The organism is Geothrix sp. (assembly GCF_049292215.1).
GTDB lineage: Bacteria > Acidobacteriota > Holophagae > Holophagales > Holophagaceae > Geothrix.
Window position 1 is genome coordinate 66264 of the sequence record NZ_JBATQW010000023.1, and the last position, 18069, is coordinate 84332.

At 67.1% G+C, this 18069-nt stretch carries 16 protein-coding genes and 1 tRNA gene; 2 read left to right on the plus strand and 15 right to left on the minus strand.

The annotated features are described in order from the left end of the window. Window positions 1–46: 46 nt before the first annotated feature. From WAS25_RS03990 to flgB, 12 genes are all read right to left on the minus strand, one after another. Window positions 47–1318 (minus strand): flagellar hook protein FlgE, encoded by a 1272-nt coding sequence (locus WAS25_RS03990; RefSeq protein WP_422310216.1) that lies wholly within the window; start codon window positions 1316–1318, stop codon window positions 47–49. A 42-nt stretch (window positions 1319–1360) separates the two neighbouring features. Further along, window positions 1361–2020: a flagellar hook assembly protein FlgD gene (locus WAS25_RS03995; RefSeq protein ID WP_422310217.1), complete on the minus strand. Its 660-nt coding sequence runs from the start codon at window positions 2018–2020 to the stop codon at window positions 1361–1363. Between the two features lie 39 nt (window positions 2021–2059). Continuing rightward, on the minus strand, window positions 2060–4219 hold the full coding sequence (locus tag WAS25_RS04000; RefSeq protein ID WP_422310218.1) for a flagellar hook-length control protein FliK: 2160 nt from the start codon (window positions 4217–4219) through the stop codon (window positions 2060–2062). 707 nt (window positions 4220–4926) lie between these two features. Further along, window positions 4927–5478 (minus strand): hypothetical protein, encoded by a 552-nt coding sequence (locus WAS25_RS04005; RefSeq protein ID WP_422310219.1) that lies wholly within the window; start codon window positions 5476–5478, stop codon window positions 4927–4929. 15 nt (window positions 5479–5493) lie between these two features. Further along, window positions 5494–5943: a flagellar export protein FliJ gene (gene fliJ, locus WAS25_RS04010; protein WP_422310220.1), complete on the minus strand. Its 450-nt coding sequence runs from the start codon at window positions 5941–5943 to the stop codon at window positions 5494–5496. Continuing rightward, window positions 5943–7295: a FliI/YscN family ATPase gene (locus WAS25_RS04015; protein WP_422310327.1), complete on the minus strand. Its 1353-nt coding sequence runs from the start codon at window positions 7293–7295 to the stop codon at window positions 5943–5945. Before WAS25_RS04015 ends, fliJ begins: the two co-directional genes overlap by 1 nt. Before the next feature lie 5 nt (window positions 7296–7300). Further along, complete coding sequence (locus WAS25_RS04020; RefSeq protein ID WP_422310221.1) at window positions 7301–8029, minus strand: FliH/SctL family protein; 729 nt, start codon at window positions 8027–8029, stop codon at window positions 7301–7303. A gap of 12 nt (window positions 8030–8041) precedes the next feature. Further along, window positions 8042–9046 (minus strand): flagellar motor switch protein FliG, encoded by a 1005-nt coding sequence (gene fliG, locus WAS25_RS04025; RefSeq protein ID WP_422310222.1) that lies wholly within the window; start codon window positions 9044–9046, stop codon window positions 8042–8044. A 3-nt stretch (window positions 9047–9049) separates the two neighbouring features. Next, window positions 9050–10738, minus strand: coding sequence for a flagellar basal-body MS-ring/collar protein FliF (gene fliF, locus WAS25_RS04030; protein WP_422310223.1), 1689 nt, complete (start codon window positions 10736–10738; stop codon window positions 9050–9052). 49 nt (window positions 10739–10787) lie between these two features. Beyond that, window positions 10788–11108, minus strand: a complete 321-nt coding sequence (gene fliE, locus WAS25_RS04035; RefSeq protein WP_422310224.1) for a flagellar hook-basal body complex protein FliE — start codon at window positions 11106–11108, stop codon at window positions 10788–10790. Between the two features lie 73 nt (window positions 11109–11181). Beyond that, entirely contained in the window at window positions 11182–11601 is a 420-nt protein-coding gene (gene flgC / locus WAS25_RS04040) for a flagellar basal body rod protein FlgC (protein ID WP_422310225.1), read from the minus strand. Next, window positions 11601–12020, minus strand: a complete 420-nt coding sequence (gene flgB, locus WAS25_RS04045) for a flagellar basal body rod protein FlgB (protein ID WP_422310226.1) — start codon at window positions 12018–12020, stop codon at window positions 11601–11603. The genes flgC and flgB overlap by 1 nt, the downstream gene beginning before the upstream one ends. A gap of 164 nt (window positions 12021–12184) precedes the next feature. On the opposite strand from flgB, the gene WAS25_RS04050 reads away from it, so the two are divergent. Next, a complete protein-coding gene (locus WAS25_RS04050) occupies window positions 12185–12520 on the plus strand; it encodes an STAS domain-containing protein (RefSeq protein WP_422310227.1) in 336 nt (111 codons plus the stop codon). Beyond that, on the plus strand, window positions 12520–15570 hold the full coding sequence (locus WAS25_RS04055; RefSeq protein WP_422310228.1) for a BamA/OMP85 family outer membrane protein: 3051 nt from the start codon (window positions 12520–12522) through the stop codon (window positions 15568–15570). The genes WAS25_RS04050 and WAS25_RS04055 overlap by 1 nt, the downstream gene beginning before the upstream one ends. Window positions 15571–15608: 38 nt before the next feature. Here the strand turns inward: WAS25_RS04055 and WAS25_RS04060 are convergent. From WAS25_RS04060 to glmS, 3 genes are all read right to left on the minus strand, one after another. Beyond that, window positions 15609–15683 (minus strand) — tRNA-Val (locus WAS25_RS04060). A 64-nt stretch (window positions 15684–15747) separates the two neighbouring features. Then, a complete protein-coding gene (locus WAS25_RS04065; RefSeq protein ID WP_422310229.1) occupies window positions 15748–15870 on the minus strand; it encodes a hypothetical protein in 123 nt (40 codons plus the stop codon). A 284-nt stretch (window positions 15871–16154) separates the two neighbouring features. Then, the gene (gene glmS / locus WAS25_RS04070; RefSeq protein WP_422310230.1) at window positions 16155–17987 is read right to left on the minus strand and encodes a glutamine--fructose-6-phosphate transaminase (isomerizing); all 1833 of its coding nucleotides are present in this window, start codon (window positions 17985–17987) and stop codon (window positions 16155–16157) included. Between the last annotated feature and the right edge of the window lie 82 nt (window positions 17988–18069).

Genomic DNA, 18069 nt, shown 5'->3' on the forward strand with positions numbered 1-18069 from the left:
CGCAGCGCGCGGCCCGGTGGGGCCGCGCGGCGGATTCGGCTGCGGATTAACGCTTGAGGTTCAGGGTTTCCTGCAGCAGCTCGTCGGTGGTGGTCACGATGCGCGAGTTGGCCTGGTAGCCGCGCTGGCTCACGATGAGCTTCGTGAACTCGCTGGCCACGTCCACGTTGGACAGCTCGAGGTTGGAGCCGAGGATGGCGCCGCGGCCGCCCTGGTTGGCCAGGCCGATGGTCGGCGCGCCCGAGGCCAGGGTCTGGCTCCAGTGGTTGTTGCCCGACTGCTCGAGGCCGTTCACGTTGGTGAAGCTCGACACGGCCAGCTGGGCCATCTTGAGGATCTGGCCGTTGGTGAAGGTGCCGGTGATCATGCCGTCCGAGTCCACGGTCAGGTCGCGCAGGGTGCCGGCCGGGAAGCCGTTCTGGGAGCTGCTGACCGTCGTGCTGGCGGAGCTGAGGCCCGTGAAGGTCTGGCTGCCGTCAGTGTTGATTATGTCGAAGTTGATGGTGCTGTTCGCGGCCGCACCCCCGGGCCAGGCAATGGTCAGGACGCTGTTGTCCCCCGGCACGGGCGGTGTGGGACCGCCGTTGAGGGAGGAGATCTTCCCGGTGGCGTCGAAGGTGATGCTTCCGGGCAGGGCGGGGGCGCCGGTGATCACCGCGCCGGCGGGGCCGGCCACGGCGTAGGTCCAGTCATTGCCCGCGCCCTTGGTGTAGGTGATGGTCAGGTTCTGGGAGTTGCCCAGGCTGTCGTAGACCTGGACGGCCGTCTGGAAGGTGGTGCCGGCCGTGGCGGCGGCGTTGAGGTTGACGCCCAGTGACATGTCGGTGGTGGCCTGGGCCCCGAGGGTGGCGGCGGAGACCTGGACGGGCACCATGGCGGTGGTAGTGACCACATTGCCGGCCGCATCGCGGTTCCAGCCCATGACGCTGGAGCCGTCACTGGCCACCAGGTAGCCGAGGCTGTCCCGGGTGAAGTTTCCTGCGCGGCTGAAGACCTGGGTCCCGCTTGGTGTCCGCAGCGTGAAGAAGCCGTTGCCCTGGAGGGCCATGTCAAGTGCGTTGCCCGTGGCCTGGAAGGAGGACTGAGCGAAGTCCTGGTTCACGGAGTTCGTCTGCACGCCGAGGCCGAACTGGATGGGGTTGCCGTTGCCCTGGGTGGCCGTCGCTCCCGCCGAGGCGAAGATGTCCCGGAAGGTCATGGTGGAGCCCTTGAACCCGACCGTGTTGATGTTCGACAGGTTGTTGCCGATCACGTTCAGGGCGCTCGCGTTGCTGGAGAGGCCGGAGAGGCCGGAGTAGAAGGCGGAGTAAAGGCTCATGGGTGGCTCCTTGGGTTTGGGGGCGTGTGGGGGGAAGGGGGACTAGGCGGTGATTTCGAGGACGTCGGACAGGGAGAAGACATTGCCGCCGGAGGCCAGGTAGATGCCACCGTTGCTGAAGGTCACGGCGTCCACCTTCATGCTCAGACTGGTTCGGAAGACGGCGGGTTTCCCGTCGTCAGCGGTGGCGGTCACCTCGACCTTGTAGGGTCCGTCCGGGAGGACATTGCCGCTGGCGTCTTTGCCGTCCCAGGCCATGGCGGTGAGGCCACGGTTGAGATGGCCCTGGGGAAGGGTGGCCACCACCTGTCCGTTGGCGTCCTTCACGGTCAGGGTCACGTTCGCGGCTGCGCCCAGCTCGATGTTCATGCTGGCGGCGCCTGCCTTGAGGTTGAAGCCGGAGCCATCCACCTTCACGGTCTTGCCCACCAGGCCTGCGGTCTGGGCCTGGAAGAGGCCGGCCGTCTGGGTCTGGAGACCCGTCAGCAGGCTGTTCGTCTGCTGGGCCTGCTCAAGGCTGGAGAAGCTGGTCAGCTGCTGCACCATCTGGTTCGGATCCTGCCCGGCACCCGTGGGGTCCTGGTTCTGGAGCTGAGCCACGAGCAGCTTCAGGAAGCCGTCCTTGTCCAGTGCGTTCCTGGCGGTGGTGGTCGAGGCTGAGGTGACGGTAGGTGCGGTCGTGGTGATCATGCCGGTTTGCATGGGGACCTCCAGGGAAGGGCAGAACAGGAAGCGTGCCGATCAGGCGTAGAGCTCGACGTGGTGCGGGTTCAGGACAGATGGCACCAGAGTCGCGGGTGATTCTTGCCGAGTGATGACGGGCTCCGGAACGGCGGGTTCCCGGAAGGCCGGGGCAGAGGGCGTGTCCTGGAAGGGACGGTGACCCTGCTGGAGATCGAAGCTGCCCAGTTGAAGTCCCTGTTCCCTGAGAGCCTGCTCCAGATGGGGGCGCCCTTCTCGCACCACCTGCACCGAGGCAGGCTCGGTGATCCACAGGCGGGCATGAACCTCGCCCCCCTCCACCTTCAGGTGGATCGTCACCTGGCCCAGGGAATCTGGGTGGAGCTGGAGTGAAGCTTCCTGGCTGCCGCCCTTCAGCATCCACTTGAGGCCGGTCTCCACCTGAGTGACCAGGGCCGGTGGTGGCGCTACAGGGGTTGAGGGCGCGGGGAGCGGAACGGCCGCGTCGGGAACCTGGACCCTGGAGAAGGGGTGGAGCGCTGCGAGGGGAGCGCCATCTGAAACTTGGGGCAGAACAGGCAACCCCTGGGCCTCGCGCTGCGCGGCCGGCCCATTTGACGAGGCGAGGAGTGCCTCCGGATTCTGCATGGGCGGAGCTGGGGTGCCGCCGCCCTGCGGAGAGCCTGGCTGGCGCGCGGCCGGAACCACGGGAGCCGCAGGCACCGTCAGGGGGCTCGGGAGCGAAGTCGGGGCGGCCTTAGGCGTTTCGATGGTGTGGGCTGCCTTCACATCCGCTGGCAGGATTCCGGGGGTGGGAGCTTCCAGCGGCCATGGCAGCAGCCCAGGACGGGACACCTCGTTGGCCCGGGTCGCCGGTGGGAGGCTCGTCTCGGCCGCCAACGACAGAAGGGAGGAAAGGGTGCCGGGATTGACTTCTGGGGTGCGCTGGGTGGAAGCAGGGGCAAAGGCGTTCTGCCTTGCTGAAGTCACCTGCCCCTGGCCTTCAGGCGCGATGTTGGGCAGAACCGGAAGGTTGATGGGGTCGAGCTGGGGCGCCGGTTGGACCGAGGCGGGCGCGAAGGTGCCCGGGGCTGGAACCGTCGCTCCCGCTTTGGGCTGCACCTGGCCGTCTGGTGTGGCCTTGGGCAGAGCTGAAACGTCGTTGGGATCGACCTGAGTCGTGGGCTGGGCGGAAGCGGGCGTGACGGCGGGCGGTGCGGGAACCGTCGCGTAGGGCTTCGGCAGCACTTGGCCCTCGGGTGCGGCCTTGGTCAGGGCGGGAAGGTCGATGGAATCAAGCTGTGGCGCCGGATGGGCGGAGGAAGGCGTGAAGGCGAGCGGTGCGGAAATTGTCGTGCCCGTCGTGGACTGCGACTGGCCTTCCGGTGGGGCCTTGGGCAGGGCGGGAAGGTCGATGGAATCAAGCTGGGGCGTGGGCTGGGCGGAGGAAGGCATGTAGGCGAGCGGTGCGGAAATTGTCGTGCCCGTCGTGGACTGCGACTGGCCTTCCGGTGCGGCCTTGGTCAGAACGGGAAGGTCGATGGGATCAAGCTGGGGCGCCGGTTGGGCGGAGGAAGGCGTGAATGCGAGCGGTGCGGGAACCGTCACGCCGGGTTTCTGCTGAACTTGGCCTTCGGTTGCTGCCTTGGGCAGGGCGGGAAGGTCCATGGGATCAAGCTGGGGCGCAGGCTGGGCCGAGGAAGGCGTGAAGGCGCTCGGAGCGGGAACCGCCACATCGGACTTCGACTGCACCACGCCTTCCAGTGCGACCTTGGGCAGGGCTGGAACGTCGGTGGGATCGAACTGAGTCGTTGGCTGGGTGGATGCGGGCGTGAAGGCGGGAGCGGGAACCGCCGCATCGGGCCTCGGCTGCACCTGGCCTTCCGGTGCGGCCTGGGTCAGGGCGGGAAGGTCGACGGAATCAAGCCGGGACGAGGGCTGGGCAGAGGAAGGCTTGAAGGCGCTCGGAGCGGGAACGGTCGCATCGGGCCTCGACTGCACCAGGCCTTCCGGTGCGGCCTTGGGCAGGGCGGGAAAGCCGATGGGATCAAGCTGGGGCGCAGGCGAGGCAGAGGAAGGCGTGACAACGAGCGGTGTGGGAATCGGTGCGCCGGTCTTCGACTGCACCACGCTTTCCGGTGCGGCCTCGGTCAGAGCGGAAAGGTCGATGGGATCGCGCTGGGACGCAGGAAGGGCGACGGCGGAAACACCCAGGGGCACGAGCTGGCTGGGCGCAGGGGAGCCGGGTTGGGTCTGGGCTGTTTCTGCCGAGGCTTCTGGTGCGGGTGCCCTCCAGACCTTGGTAATGGTTGGAAGGCTTGGGTGATTCTCCGGGGTTCGAGGCTGGGCGGATGGGGCAAGGGCAGGTGGGCATGAGACTGGGGCTGCCCCGGCCTGTAGGACGGACGCGGGCGCGGCCATAGGGGTCGGAGCCTGGGCTTCCGGAGCCTCCACGGCTGCCTGGGGCGGGGCCACCTCTTGGCCCTCCGCCGCGGAGCTGGCATTGGCAGAGACCGCTTTGCTCCGGCGGGCCGAGGATGGGGTGGGGCGGGTGCGCGGGGCGTTCGTGCGGAGCCCCGGGGCGACCGGATCCTCCGGGACGGCGAGGTCGGCCGAGCTGGGTGAATCCTTTGATGAGCCCAAGTCCGCTGGCTCGCCTTGGCCCTCGGGGGTCGTCTCCGCCGGGGGATTGAGGGTGAGACTGGCGGCTGGGGGCAGGAGGTAGTGCGCCATCAGCCCGGAAAACGGGCCGTGGGAACCATCAGCAACCTTGGCTTCGGGCCTTTCCGTTGCCTGCCGGTCGGGGACCGGCAGAACGGATACTCCACTGACCTGCGCCATGACCGCCTCGGTTCCGGATCATCCGGACGAGGTGCAAGCGCCAGGACCGTGCCGCGGCCATTGGGCAGAAAGGGACTATCGGCCGCTCAGGCCCCGGCAGCGGGATCCTTGGGGCGGGACATCCCGACGCGTTCAGAGAGGCGGCCCGCCAGCTTGGCATCCAGAGGTGCCAGCTGGTCCATGAGCTTGCCGGCCTTCTTTGGCGTCATGCCCGCAAGCAGGGCCACGGCGATGTCCAGGTTCTGGCCTGCCAGCTCCTTCATGGCCTGGGCCCCGGCGGCGGGATCCATGGCCTCATAGGTGCGGATGATCTGGGGATCGATGGCCGGGCGCACCTTCAGGTTCTCGACCTTGGCCAGGGCCTCCTGGACGGCCTTCTCCCGGGCCGCCAGGTCGCCGCGGTCCTTGTCCAGGGTGGCCTGCAGGGTGGTGAGGCGCTGCTCCAGTTGGCGCAGCTCGGCCTCCTTCTGGGCGATGGCCTTCTCGCGGTTCTGGAGCTGCGAGGCCAGCTCGGCGACCTTCACGCCCTCGGCCAGGGCCGCCTTCGGCTCTCCCTTGGGTTCCTGGGCCGACAGCCAGAGTACGCCTGCGGAGAGTGCAACGGGCGCCGAGATCCAGAGCAGGAAGCGGGCGTTCATGGGGACTCCTCAGGGCTAGGCACTCGGTCGGGGGTGGCGAAGGACCGCCAGCTCATCCATTTCCAGGGCCTCGCGCAGCTGCTGCTCCCTCGCGTGCTGGAGAGCCCGGCGTTCCTTGAGGCGGACGAGCATGAGGTGATCCCGGTGGGCGTGGGTCAGGGCTTCCCTCGCCGCGGCGACCTGGGCCGAGGCCTGGCGGAGCCGTTCGTAGCCTTCGAGCTGGCGGCGCTCCAGCACCACCAGGAAGCGCTCGCCGGCGCGCCAGAGCTCCAAGTCGAGCAGCTGACCTGCGGCGAGGCGGCGGGATTCGAAGAGGGCGAGGCGCTGCACCTCCAGGGACTCGAGGTAGGCCCGCACGTCGCGCTCCGCCTGGATGGCTCGAGCCAGGGCGCGTTCCGCTTCCCGCTCCAGGGCCTCCCGCAGCTTGCGGACCGGCTCGAGACGGAAGTGGAAGCGGGCGGCCATCAGGCACGCCCTTTCAAGAAGGGTGCGAGGTCGATGCCGAAGATCTGCCCCATGGCCAGCATGGCCTGGTGGTGGTCGGAACCTTCAGCCGTCGCCTGCCGGAGGAAGGACTGGATGGCCGGCTGGAACTGGATGGCCTGGTCGATGGCAGTGCTGGAGCCCTTAGTGTAGGCGCCGATCTGGATCAGGTCCTCGGCATCCTGGTAGGTGGCCATGAGGTCGCGGAGCTTGCTGGCGAGCTGCTTCTGCTCGGGAGGCGCCAGGGCGCTGAAGAGCCGGGAGAGGCTGGACAGCACATCGATGGCGGGGAAGTGGTTCTTGGAGGCCAGCTTCCGGGAGAGCACCACATGGCCATCAAGGATGCCGCGCACGGAATCGCTGATGGGCTCGTTCATGTCGTCGCCCTCGACCAGTACGGTGTAGATGCCCGTGATGGAGCCCATGCCCTCGAAGGTGCCGGCCCGCTCCATGAGGCGGGGCAGCAGGGCGAACACCGATGGGGTATAGCCCCTGGAGCTGGGCGGCTCCCCGGCGCTGAGGCCCACCTCGCGCTGGGCCATGGCGAAGCGCGTCACGCTGTCCATCATCAACAAGACGTCCTTGCCCTGGCGCATGAAGTACTCGGCCACGGTGGTGCCGGCCATTGCGCAGCGCAGGCGGAGCAGGGGACTCTGGTCGCTGGTGGACACCACCACCACGCTGCGCTTCAGCCCCTCTTCTCCCAGATCGTTCTCGATGAACTCGCGTAGTTCGCGGCCCCGCTCCCCAACCAGGGTGATCACATTCACTTCGGCGGACGTATTGCGGGCCACCATGCCCAGCAGGGTGGACTTGCCCACGCCGGAGCCGGAGAAGATGCCGACGCGCTGCCCCTTGCCAAGGGTCAGCAGGCCATCCACGGCGCGCACGCCCGTGGACAGGACCTGATCGATCCGCTTGCGTCGCATCGGGTTGGGAGGCGGTCCCTGCAGGGGCAGATGGGCCGTGGGCTCGATGGGCGGGCCGCCATCCAGGGGACGCCCGAGAGGATCGATGACGCGGCCAAGGAGGGCCTCTGCGAGGGGCAGCTCCGACTGGTGGCCGGTGCCTTCGACCCAGAGGCCGGGCCGGATGCCTTCGGTCTCTTCGATGGGCATGAGCAAGACCCGCTGGCCGGAGAAGCCGACCACCTCGGCGTGGATGAGGCGGGGCCTTCCCGCGGCATCCGCACTGTGGATCAGCATCTGCTCGCCCACGGAACAGTCCGGCCCGCTGGACTCCACCACAAGGCCCACGACCTTGGTGACCCGCCCCATCCAGTCACCCTTGGGCAACCCGCGCAGGCGGGTCGCGAGGCTGGCAAGGTCCACCACGGAGCTCACGGCGCGCCACCCTCCCGCATGCGGGCGATGAGCTGCATGAGGCGCTCGCGGCGCCGCTCCAGGCTGCCGTTCAGGATGCCGTGGGGCGCCTCGATGCGGAGGCTCCCGCGGGAGAGGCTGCCGTCCGCCGACAGGGTGAGGCCGGCATGGCCGATGAAGTGATCCCCGAGCCGCTCGAGGTCCACGGGGTTGAGGAAGATCTGCACCGGCAGTTCGCCGTCCCGCCTTCCCCGTGGCAGGGGGAAGGGCAGCTCCTCGAGGATATGCTCCATCAGGGCCTTCACGGCACCGGGTGACTGCTCGATCTGCTGCACGGCGAGGTGCTCGCCCACGGCCAGGGAGAGGGCCACGAGCTCTTCGTTCAGGGCCTCGCGCAGCATCTGGGTGGTGGCGGCCAGTTCGGTCAGGTGCTCCTCCAGCCGCGCCATGTAGGACTTGTACTGGCTTTCCCCGAACGCGTGGCCCTCCGCCTCGCCCGAGGCGAAGCCTTCTTCATAGGCCCGCCGCGCGATGTCCTGGGCCTGCCGCTCAGCCTCCTGGAGACGGTCCACGATCCGCTGCTCGACGGGAACGTGGGCGCCATTGTCGCCGAGGTCGGACGCCACGGAATCCGAGCCCTCGTCAAAGGAACCCTGTCCCATCACTGCGTCCACGGGGAAGTACGGGTAGGCCTCCAGGCGGGTGTCCCGCAGGTCCTCGGAGCGGATGAACCCCTTTCTGTTCATGGACTGTCCAGATCAGGTGACATAGTCTTCGCCTCCGCCACCGCCGATGCTGATGACGCCCTCCTCCTCCAGCTGCCGGACGATCTCCACGACTTCGTGCTGGGACTTTTCCACGTCCTTCAGTTTCACGGGGCCCATGAACTCCATCTCCTCCTTCATGAGCTCCACTGCACGGCTGGACATGTTGCGGAAGAACTGGTTCTGGAGCTCCTCGCTGGTGCCCTTCAGGGCGATGGTGAGGGTCTTCTTGTCGGCCCGCTTGAGGATCTCGGTGATGCCGTTGTCATCGATCAGCAGGATGTCGTCGAAGACGAACATGAGGTCGCGGATGCTGGCGGCCAGCTGGGGGTTCTCGGTCTCGATCTTCTCCAGCACGGCGCGGCCCGTGTTGCGGTCCATGCGGTTGAAGAGTTCAGCCACGGCGCGGACGCCGCCGTAGGCTTCCGTCGCGAACGAGCCCAGGGCTTCCAGCTTCTGCTCCAGGATGAGGCTGATGCGGCGGACGACTTCGGGACTGATCTCCTGCAGGCTGGCCATGCGCATGGCCACGTCGCTGCGGAGCACCTCGGGCAGGCTGGAGATGAGCTCCGCCGCCTGGGAGGCGTTCAGGTGGGCCAGGATCAGGGCGATGGTCTGCGGATGCTCGTTCTGGATGAACTTGGAGAGCTGCTGGGGATTGGCGCGTTCCAGGCTGGTGAATCCGGCACTGGATTCCAGAGCCTTCACGAGGCGGTCGATGATCTTGCGGGCCACTTCAGGCCCCACCGACTTGATGAGCAGCTTCTTGGCGTACTCGATGCCGCCCTGGCTGATGTAGCTGCGGGCCTGGGTCATGGTGTGGAACTCCTCCATGACCTCTTCCGCGATCTCGGGCTGCACGTGCTTGGTGATGGCGATCTCGCGGGAGATCGTCTGGATCTCATCCTCTTCGAGGTACTTGAAGATGTTGGAGGCAGTCTCGTCGCCGAGGGTGACCATGAGGACTGCGGCTTTCTGCATGCCGGTGAGTTTCGCCATGACCTACCGTCCTTCCTCGAGGAGCCAGGATCGCACCAGCGATGCCATGGTCTCGGGGTCCTCGTTCGAGCTGTCCTGGAGGCGCTTCTTGATTAGCTCACGGCGGCGTGCCTCGGGCGCGCTGAAGGCCGCGTCAGCGTTGAGTTCGGCCTCGATCTCCGCCTCGATCTCAGACATGGACTTCACCTGGATCGGCTTGCGGGTGGAACCGCCACCTGCTCCTGCCATGGAGGCTTCGCCGCCCTCGGCGCTGGCCACGCGCAGCGGTGTCGGCCGGTTGATGGCCGCCGACATCCGCCGGAGCATGGGCAGGAAGAGCATGAAGAAGACGATGAAGCCCACCACGCCCCAGGCCACATAGGGCAGGGCCTTCAAGCCGAGGTCGACCCAGAACTGTTTCTTCGCATCGGCCTCCTCCTTGGGGTTCGTCTGGAAGGTGGCAAAGGCCATGTTCTCCACGGTGAGCTCGTCGCCGCGCTTGGGCTGGATGCCCACGGCGGCGGACACCTGGTCGCGGATCTTCTTCAGCTCCTCAGCGCTGCGGGCCGTGAACTTCTGGACGGGCTCGCCCTTGGCATCCTTGTCCCAGGCGGACATGTGGTCCACGATGACCGCCAGGGTGACCCGCTTCACGGTCCCGGTGGCCTTGTCCGTGGCGCTTACTGTCTTGGTGATCTCGAAGTTGGTGGTGGTCTCCTTCTTCTCGGAGCTCTCCGTGACGTTGGCGGTGGCACCGCCCGTCGCCGGGGCCACGTTGCTGGCGGTTCCAGGCAGGCCGGCTCCCGCATCGCGTTTCTGGACCTTTTCATCCTTCTGCTGGACGCTCCGCTCCACCTGGCCCTGGGGATCGAACGTCTCCGAATTGATCTTCACTTTGTCGAAGTCCAGGTCCACGTGGGCCGTCGCGCGCACCTTGCCGATGCCGACCACGGGCTCGAGGAGTTCGGTCACCCGGCGCACCAGGTGATCCTCCTCCTCGCGGGCAACCTTCTTCTGGGCATCGCTGGCCCCCACCATGGGATCCCTGCCTGTGCGGGAGAGGATGCGGCTGAACTGGTCGATGACGACCACCTGCTCGGGCTTCAGGCCCTCCACGCTGGCCGCCACTAGGTTGACGATGGCCTGGGTGTTCTCGTCGGGGAGGATGCGTGATCCGCGGAGCTTCAAGAGGACGCTGGCCTTGGCGTCCTCTTTGTCCGTGAGGAAGGGGCTGTCGTTGGGCGGTGTGATGTGGACCGTGGCCTCGGCCACCTGCTGCAGCCCCTTGATGGTCTGAGCCAGCTGGGCCTCCATGGCCCGCCGATGGATCACCTTCTGTGAGAAATCGGTCGTGCCGAGCCCGGCATTCTCCAGTTTCTCGAAGCCCAGCTTGTCGCCGGTCAGCAGGCCATCCCCGGCGAACTTCAGGCGCAGCGGGCCCACCTTGCTCTCGGGCACCAGGATGGTGCGCTGGTCCCCACTCAACTCGTAGGGCACCTGCATCTTGTCGAGCTGGGCGACGATGGAGCTGGCCTCCTGGGAGGAAACATTGGAGACCAGGACGCCCTTGGTTTCCTGGCCTGCCCAGATGCCCAAGCCGGCCAAGGCCAGGAGCACTGTCATGGAAATGGCGAATACCATGACGCGCTGGGTGGCGCTCATGCCCTTGAAGGCGCTGGTCAGTTGTTCAGCGAGGTTCGATTCCCCGGCCATAGGCGTTCCTCAGTCAGGGGTGAGGCCGCGCCGGGAAGCTCGGCCTGCGCTACATCTGCATGCGCATGACCTCGCGGTAGGCATCGATCAATTTCGATCGGACGGCCATCATCATCTGGAAGCTAAGATCGGCCTTCTGGACTGCCAGCATGGCCGTGTGCATGTCTGCACTCTCCCCTGTCATCAAGTTCCGTGCCTCATCCTCGGCATGGGCGGAAGCCTGGTTCACTTCCTGGAGGGCCTGCTTGAGGAGGTCGCCGAAAGCCAAGTCACCGTCAGCCCCGCCCGCAGCGCTGCCCTGGCCGGATTTGGGGGTTCCGGAGAGGGGGCTGAGCGGGGTCAGCTGGGGGAAGTTCTGGAGGGGGTCCATGGGAGGCTCGGGTGAAGGGGCTTTTACACGATCGGTCGGGGGTGGCCAGGGGGCAAGTCGAAATTCCGACAGGCTACTGGACGCGGAGGATCTCCAGGGCGGAGGTGGCCATGGCCTTGGCGGAGCGGACCACGGCGATGTTGGCCTCGTAGGCGCGGCTGGCCTCGGTGAGGTTCACCATCTCGTCGGTGGGGTTGATGTTGGGGTAGCTCACGACGCCATCGGCGTTGGCGTCCGGGTGGCCCGGTTCGTAGCGTGTGAGGAAGGGTTCGTCGCTGGTGCGGATGGCGGCGACCCGGACACTGGCGTTGGCTAGGGCCCCGGAGAAGCCCAGGTCCTGCGCCTGGAAAACCGCATCCCGGCGGCGGAAGGGGCCGCCCTCCTTGGTCCGGGTGGTCTCGCTGTTGGCGACGTTGGAGGCGATGAGCTGGACCCGCAGCCGCTGGGCGGCCATGCCGGAGCTCGCGATGTCATAGATCTGGGAGATGCTCATCAGTGCGCCACCGCTTCTCGGATGAGGGAATAGAGCTTCCGGAGCTCGACCTGCATGAAGGTGGAGGCCATCTGGTAGTTGCCCTGCGTGCGTGAGAGGAGCATGTTCTCCCGGTCCAGGCTTACGTCGTTGCCATCGTTGCGCTCAGAGCTCGGGCGGAGGGCGTCCGTGGTCGGGGGCAAGGAGGCGCTGGTGCTCCCCTGGAGGTGCTTGGTGTGGGTCACCTGGAGGGAGCTGGGCGAGGATTGCCCAGAAAGGGCGGCCTTCATGGCCCCTTCAAAGCTGAAGTCTCGGGTCCGGTAGCCCGGCGTGTCCAGGTTGGCCAGGTTGGAGGCGATCAGCGTCTGGCGCCGGGAAGCCAGAGTCAGACCGCGATCCATGGCCTGGATCATGCCGTTGCCGCTGGTCAGGTCGAACATGGTGCACCCTGCAGAATGGGCCGGGTGGGCCCGGCTTCCCAGGTTGAGAAGCAGGGCCCGTGCCGTTCGAAGGTGGCCCTCGGGAGACGGACGGTTCAGGACCCCTTCGGCTTGCAATGAGGGCGGGAAGGCTTGCTACACTGGCCGCTCACCTCGAGGGCCCCATGATTCTGAATACGCGCAAGCACAACGATGTGCTCATCCTCTACCCCGAAGGCAAGATCACCCTGGGTGATGGGGACCAGGAACTGGGCGAGGCCGTGCGGACCTCCCTGGCCAACGGGGAGCGCAAGATCGTCATCAACTTCAGCAAGGTGAGCTACCTGGATTCTTCCGGTGTGGGCGAGCTGGTGGGCTGCTACACCTCCATCAAGGGCAAGGGCGGGGAACTGCGCATCTGCGGGATGAGCGGCAAGATTTTCAGCCTCATCAAGATGACCAGCCTGCACTCGGTCTTCGAAGTGAAGGACACCGAGGACGAGGCCCTGGCCGGATTCTAATGACGGTGCGTCTTCGCGCCGCCCTGAGTATCGGCCTCCTGGCGTTGGCGACTGCTGGCGCCCAGGAGGCCGATGCTTTGCGTCGGGTGACGGCCGTCCGGATCGAAGGCGGAGGTGCTGATGATCAGCGCTTTGCCGCGGCGGCCCTGGGACTGAAAGCCGGTCAGGAACTGGACGCAGCCGGCTTCCAGCAGGCCCTGGCAGCCGTACGCCTGGTGGATCGCTACCACTCGGTCGAGGGAACCTTTGGTGCGGATGGGCTCGCGCTGCTGCGGCTCGAGCCGCTGCTGCCTCTGGCCACGTGGCGTTGGGAAGGCCACGCGATCCCGACGGAGCTCAGGAAGACCCTCCTGCCCGAGTTGCGGAAGGGCCAGCGTCTGGGACCCCAGCGAAGGTCCGTCTTGATTGGGATTGCTGAGCAGCGCCTGCGGGAGGCCGGTTACCCTGCGGCCAAGGTCCTAGCCTTTCTGGAGCAGGGCGGGCGCCACCTGCGCCTGGCCCTGGAACTGGGTCCGCCCGCCAGGATTCGGGAGATCCGGATCGAGGGCGACCCCAGTCCGTATTCCCGAGAGACCCTCCTGAAGGTGGCCGGGCTGCGACCCGGGACCTCCTTCTGGACGCCCACGGTGGCGCGGGAAGCGCAGCGGCGGATCCGTCAGAGGCTCGTGAAGGACCGCCGGCTCGAGGGGGCCGTCCGGTTGGAACCTGCCAGCGAGCCCGAGGTGATGCTGCTCGAGGTCCGGCCAGGCCCCAAGGTGTACCTCAAGGCCAACGGCCTGAATTTCTTCGCGCCCCTCTGGGGACAACCCAGGCTTTCAGAATTCGTACCCCTGGCGCGGGCCGAACGTTACGCACCAAGTCTGCTCGACGAGGGCGCAGGTCGGATCACGACCTACTTCCGCAACCAGGGGTTCCCTGAGGCGAAGGTCAGCTACGAGCGGACGGTCACCTCAGGCACGGCGGAGCGGCCGGAAGAAGTGACCCTGACCTATTCCGTGGAGCAGGGTCCGAGGCGGGCCCTCGGGAAGCTTTCATTCGAGGGCCAGAAGGAGCTGCCCGAAGAGGAACTGCGGGCAGCGGTGGCCCTGCCCAAGCGGTTCCTGGTGTTGCGGCCCCACGCCAAGGCGGAGGCCGTCAAGGCTCTGGAGGATCGGCTCACCGCGTTCTACCTCCAGCGGGGGTTTCCCGAAGTCAGGGTCCGGCGCCGAGTGGACACAACTCCGGATGGGTCGGTCGAAGTGCGTCTGATCATCCGGGAGGGCCAGCGACGCTACCTGGACGCCCTGCTGCTCGATCTTCCCGACCTGCCCGGCTTCTCCCGGGAAGGGCTGTCGCAGAGCCTCCTGCTTGCCATGTCCGACCGCCCGGTTCCCGTGGCTGGCAACACCTGGTACCGGTCGGATCGGCGGCACCTCCAGGGATTCAAGGGCACCCTGGCGTCCACGCCCCAGGGGGTCCGGCTCAGTTTCCAGCCCCCCCTGCCCCTGGTCCGCAATGACCTGGCCCTGGTGGTCTCGGACCTGCGCCAGCGGCTCTCCTCGGCCGGTGCCGCCAATCCTGTCGTGAAGCTGGCCTTCGAGGATGATGGCGACAAACCCATCGTGCGGATCCAGGTGCCCCCCCAGCCACTGGACCACGTGAAGCGCCTGGTGGTGCAGGGGAGCGATCGCACGCGGGCTGAAGCTGTCCTCAGGGAGGTGGAACTGCCGCTGGGTGCTCCGCTGGATCCGGTCAAGCTCGACCAGGGTCAGGTCCGACTCGGGGGCCTGGGAGCCTTCCAGCGGGTGGACCTTCTGACGCTCAAGGACCTTCCCGAACAGGAACAGCAGCCTTGGCAGCGGGGGGACCTCGCCCTGCGCCTGCAGGAGCGGAGCCCCTGGGTCTTCACGGAATCCTTCGGCTACGACAAGACCCAGGGCTACCACTTCGGCTTGAATGCGCAGCGGCTGAACGTCGGCGGGATGGGTCGGGTCCTCGACTTCGGCCTGCGCACTGGGGACCAGACCCTCGACGCCCCGGCCCTTCGCCGGGCCTTCCCCACTGGCGACATCAAGCGCTCCGTGGACAGCTACGGCATCGGCTACACCGACCCGTGGTTCCTGCCGAATGCCCTCGACTCCTGGCTGGCTTCCCGCACCCGGCTCCACCTGGAGGGCGCCTACATCGAGGAGGCCCAGGCGGCCTTCTTCGCCCGCCGACGGCGGTTCTCCCCGAGCCTCGACTGGAAGCTGGGCCAGAACCAGGCCGTCCAGGTCGGTTACCGCTTCGAGCGGGTGGAAGTGGCCGCCAACACCGACAGCAATGGCGTTCCGCTGATCTCGGACCAGGACCTGTTCCTCATCGCCAGGACCCCCTCCCGCAGCATCATCTCCGCCCCCTACCTGCAGGTCGCGGTGGACCGGCGGGACCGTCCCTACGATCCGACGGAGGGGACCTTCTTCCTGGGGCGGCTGGAACTGGCGAACCAGCTCTTCGGCACGTCTTCCAACAGCAGCTTCGTGAAGCTGGATCTCCGGCACCAATGGAACTGGGGCCTGGGCTTCCATGCCGAGAACGGCGTGATCATGGCCAGTGTCCGCCTCGGCCTGGCCCGGCCCACGGACCATGCCGCCGAGGATCTGCCCCTGTCCGAGCGATTCTTCGGCGGCGGTTCCTTCACGGTGCGTGGGGTGGAACCGGACATGCTGGGCGAAGTCCGGCGCACCGATGGCAGCGGCAACCTGCTGCCCCAGATCATCCCCCTGGGTGGCCAGGCCTTGGCCGTCGTGAACCTCGAGTATCGGTTCCCCTTGATCGGCCAGAGCATCTGGGCCGAGGTCTTCGTGGACTCCGGTCAGGTCTACCGCAGCCTGAGGCCCGAGGTGGGGGCTGTGGCGCCTTTCCCGGCCCTGCGAACGACCGTGGGTGTCGGGTTGATCCTCAAACTGGGCTTCCCCCTAAAGCTCGAGTACGCGGCGGACTGGAAGCGCATCATGGGCAAGCCCCGCACGGCGGACGAGCGGGACACCCAACTGAAGAGCCTGCTCATCTCGGCGGGGTTCCAGTTCTAGGGCGCCACTTGAAAAAAGGCCGCAACAGCGGCCTTTGGTGGTTGGCGCGGGCGGTCTCGAACCGCCGACCCCCACCGTGTCAAGGTGGTGCTCTACCGCTGAGCTACGCGCCAATGGGACGTTCCATTCTAGCGGAACCAGAGCGGCTGTCGAGCCTCCAGGATGGGGCGGACCCGGCTAGGAATTCCGAACCCAGAGGAGGAGCGCGGCGAGGGTGCCGATGGTGACGAGGAGCCAGTCCGCCAGATATGGGTGGCCCGCGGCGTAGCGGCGAAGGGGGAGCAGGACATGGGCGGCCATGACAACCTCCATTCCGGGACGGATGCCCGCCCCAAGGATCGGTCCGAGGACCCTCCCGCGCCCGGGAATTGTCAGCCCGTCGCTCAGGGATGGGTGACGGGCCAAAAGAGCAGGGCCAGCATGGCGCCGGCCAGGATGAGGAGCCAGTCCAGCCACGCGGCATGGCCCGGATCGAAACGGCGGAGGAAGTGGGCGGCCATGGCAGACTCCAGCAGTGCCACCTGCACACCCAAGCATGGGACGGGCCCATGGGATCGCCGTGACATTCTGGGAAATTCTCGGAACTACTCCACGGTCACTGACTTGGCGAGGTTCCTGGGCTGGTCCACGTCGCAGCCGCGAAGCACCGCGATGTGATAGGCCAGCAGCTGCAGGGGGACGGCATAGACGATGGGAGCCAACCAGGGGTGGACGGGAGGAAGCTCCAGCACGTCCTCGGCGATGCCAGCCAGGCCCGTGTCGCCTTCGGTCACCAGCGCCAGGATCCTGCCATCGCGAGCGGCGGCCTCCTGGAGGTTGCTGAGGGTCTTGTCCCGGTGGGCATCCCGGGGCATGAGGGCCACTACGGGCAGGGTCTGGTCGATGAGGGCGATGGGGCCGTGCTTCATCTCACCTGCGGGGTAGCCCTCGGCGTGGATGTAGGAGATCTCCTTCAGCTTCAGGGCGCCCTCTAGGGCGATGGGGTAGCAGGGGCCGCGGCCCAGGTAGAGGAAGTCCGTGGCGTCCTTCCAGCGGTGGGCCCACTGGACGAGCTTCGGCTCCAGGGCGTTGAGGCGCTCTAGGTGGGCAGGCAGCTCGCGCAGGCCCTGCAGCAACTCCGCCTTGAGCTTCGGATCCAGGGTGCCCTTCGCTTCGCCGAGCTTCAGCGCCAGCAGGGTGAGCACCGCCAGCTGGGTCGTGAAGGCCTTGGTGGAGGCCACGCCGATCTCCGGACCCGCATGGGTGAGGATGGTGGCCTCGCACTGCCGGGTGGCGGTGGAGCCCATGACGTTGCAGATGGCCAGGGTGCGGGCGCCGCGGGCGGCGGCCTCCTTCATGGCGGCCAGGGTGTCGGCGGTCTCGCCGCTCTGCGTGATGCCGATGATGAGCGTGCCGGGCTGGATGACGGGTTCGCGGTAGCGGTATTCGCTGGCGTAGTCCACTTCCACGGCCACGCGGCTCAGCTGTTCGATGAGGAACTTGCCCACCAGGCCCGAGTGCCAGCTGGTGCCGCAGGCCACGATGTGGATGCGGGTGAGGTCGGCCAGCTCCTGCTCGCTGAAGGGCAGGTCCAGGGGGATGTCCTCCCCGTCCAGCGGCAGCCGGTTCAGCAGCGTGTTGGAGAGCGCCTGGGGCTGCTCGAAGATCTCCTTCTGCATGAAGTGCTTGTAGCCGCCCTTCTCGGCCGCAACGGGGTCGTAGGGGATGGTGAGCACCGGGCGCTGCAGCTCACTGCCATCCAGGGCGAAGATCCGGGCGCCGCTACGGGTGAGCTCCACGAGGTCGCCATCCTCTAGGAAGATCACGCGGCGGGTGTGGGGGAGCAGGGGCACGACATCCGAGGCCAGGAAGGTTTCGCCCTCGCCCAGGCCCAGCACCATGGGCGGTCCGCTGCGGGCGGCGAGGATGCGGTCGGGATCGGTGGCGTGCAGGCAGGCCAGGGCGTAGATGCCCTTCATTCGGCCCACGGCTTCCCGGAAGGCCTCCGTGAAGGACCGTCCCTCCTTCATCAGGTGGGACACCATCACGGGGAAGCACTCGGTGTCCGTTTCCGACTGGAAGGTCTCGCCGGCGGCCTTCAGTTCTGCGCGGAGTTCCAGGAAGTTCTCGAAGATGCCGTTGTGGACCGCCACCACCTGGCCATCGGCGCTGCGGTGAGGATGGGCGTTCTCCTCCGTGGGGCGGCCGTGGGTTGCCCAGCGCGTGTGCCCGATGCCCAGGGGCGTGGGGTCGGCCAGATCCACCTTGTTCGCGAGGTTCACCAGCTTGCCGGAGGCGCGGATGACGTCGAAGGCACCCGAGCCGGAGGAAAGCGCGATGCCCGCGCTGTCGTAGCCCCGGTATTCCAGGCTCCGCAGGCCATTCACGAGGATGCCGGCGGCACCCTGCTGTCCGATGTATCCGACGATGCCGCACATGGAGGACTCCCGATCACAGGTCCCAACTTAGCGCGGAGGGGCACCTGATCCAATGTAGTGCCAGGCACCTATTCTGAGGCGG

Bases quoted from the DNA above. Each gene is read 5' to 3' on its own strand.
- WAS25_RS03990 (WP_422310216.1), bottom strand. From the start codon at position 1,318: ATGAGCCTTTACTCCGCCTTCTACTCCGGCCTCTCCGGCCTCTCCAGC.
- WAS25_RS03995 (WP_422310217.1), bottom strand. From the start codon at position 2,020: ATGCAAACCGGCATGATCACCACGACCGCACCTACCGTCACCTCAGCC.
- WAS25_RS04005 (WP_422310219.1), bottom strand. From the start codon at position 5,478: ATGAACGCCCGCTTCCTGCTCTGGATCTCGGCGCCCGTTGCACTCTCC.
- fliJ (WP_422310220.1), bottom strand. From the start codon at position 5,943: ATGGCCGCCCGCTTCCACTTCCGTCTCGAGCCGGTCCGCAAGCTGCGG.
- WAS25_RS04020 (WP_422310221.1), bottom strand. From the start codon at position 8,029: ATGAACAGAAAGGGGTTCATCCGCTCCGAGGACCTGCGGGACACCCGC.
- fliG (WP_422310222.1), bottom strand. From the start codon at position 9,046: ATGGCGAAACTCACCGGCATGCAGAAAGCCGCAGTCCTCATGGTCACC.
- fliF (WP_422310223.1), bottom strand. From the start codon at position 10,738: ATGGCCGGGGAATCGAACCTCGCTGAACAACTGACCAGCGCCTTCAAG.
- fliE (WP_422310224.1), bottom strand. From the start codon at position 11,108: ATGGACCCCCTCCAGAACTTCCCCCAGCTGACCCCGCTCAGCCCCCTC.
- flgC (WP_422310225.1), bottom strand. From the start codon at position 11,601: ATGAGCATCTCCCAGATCTATGACATCGCGAGCTCCGGCATGGCCGCC.
- flgB (WP_422310226.1), bottom strand. From the start codon at position 12,020: ATGTTCGACCTGACCAGCGGCAACGGCATGATCCAGGCCATGGATCGC.
- WAS25_RS04050 (WP_422310227.1), top strand. From the start codon at position 12,185: ATGATTCTGAATACGCGCAAGCACAACGATGTGCTCATCCTCTACCCC.
- WAS25_RS04055 (WP_422310228.1), top strand. From the start codon at position 12,520: ATGACGGTGCGTCTTCGCGCCGCCCTGAGTATCGGCCTCCTGGCGTTG.
- WAS25_RS04065 (WP_422310229.1), bottom strand. From the start codon at position 15,870: ATGGCCGCCCATGTCCTGCTCCCCCTTCGCCGCTACGCCGCGGGCCAC.
- glmS (WP_422310230.1), bottom strand. From the start codon at position 17,987: ATGTGCGGCATCGTCGGATACATCGGACAGCAGGGTGCCGCCGGCATC.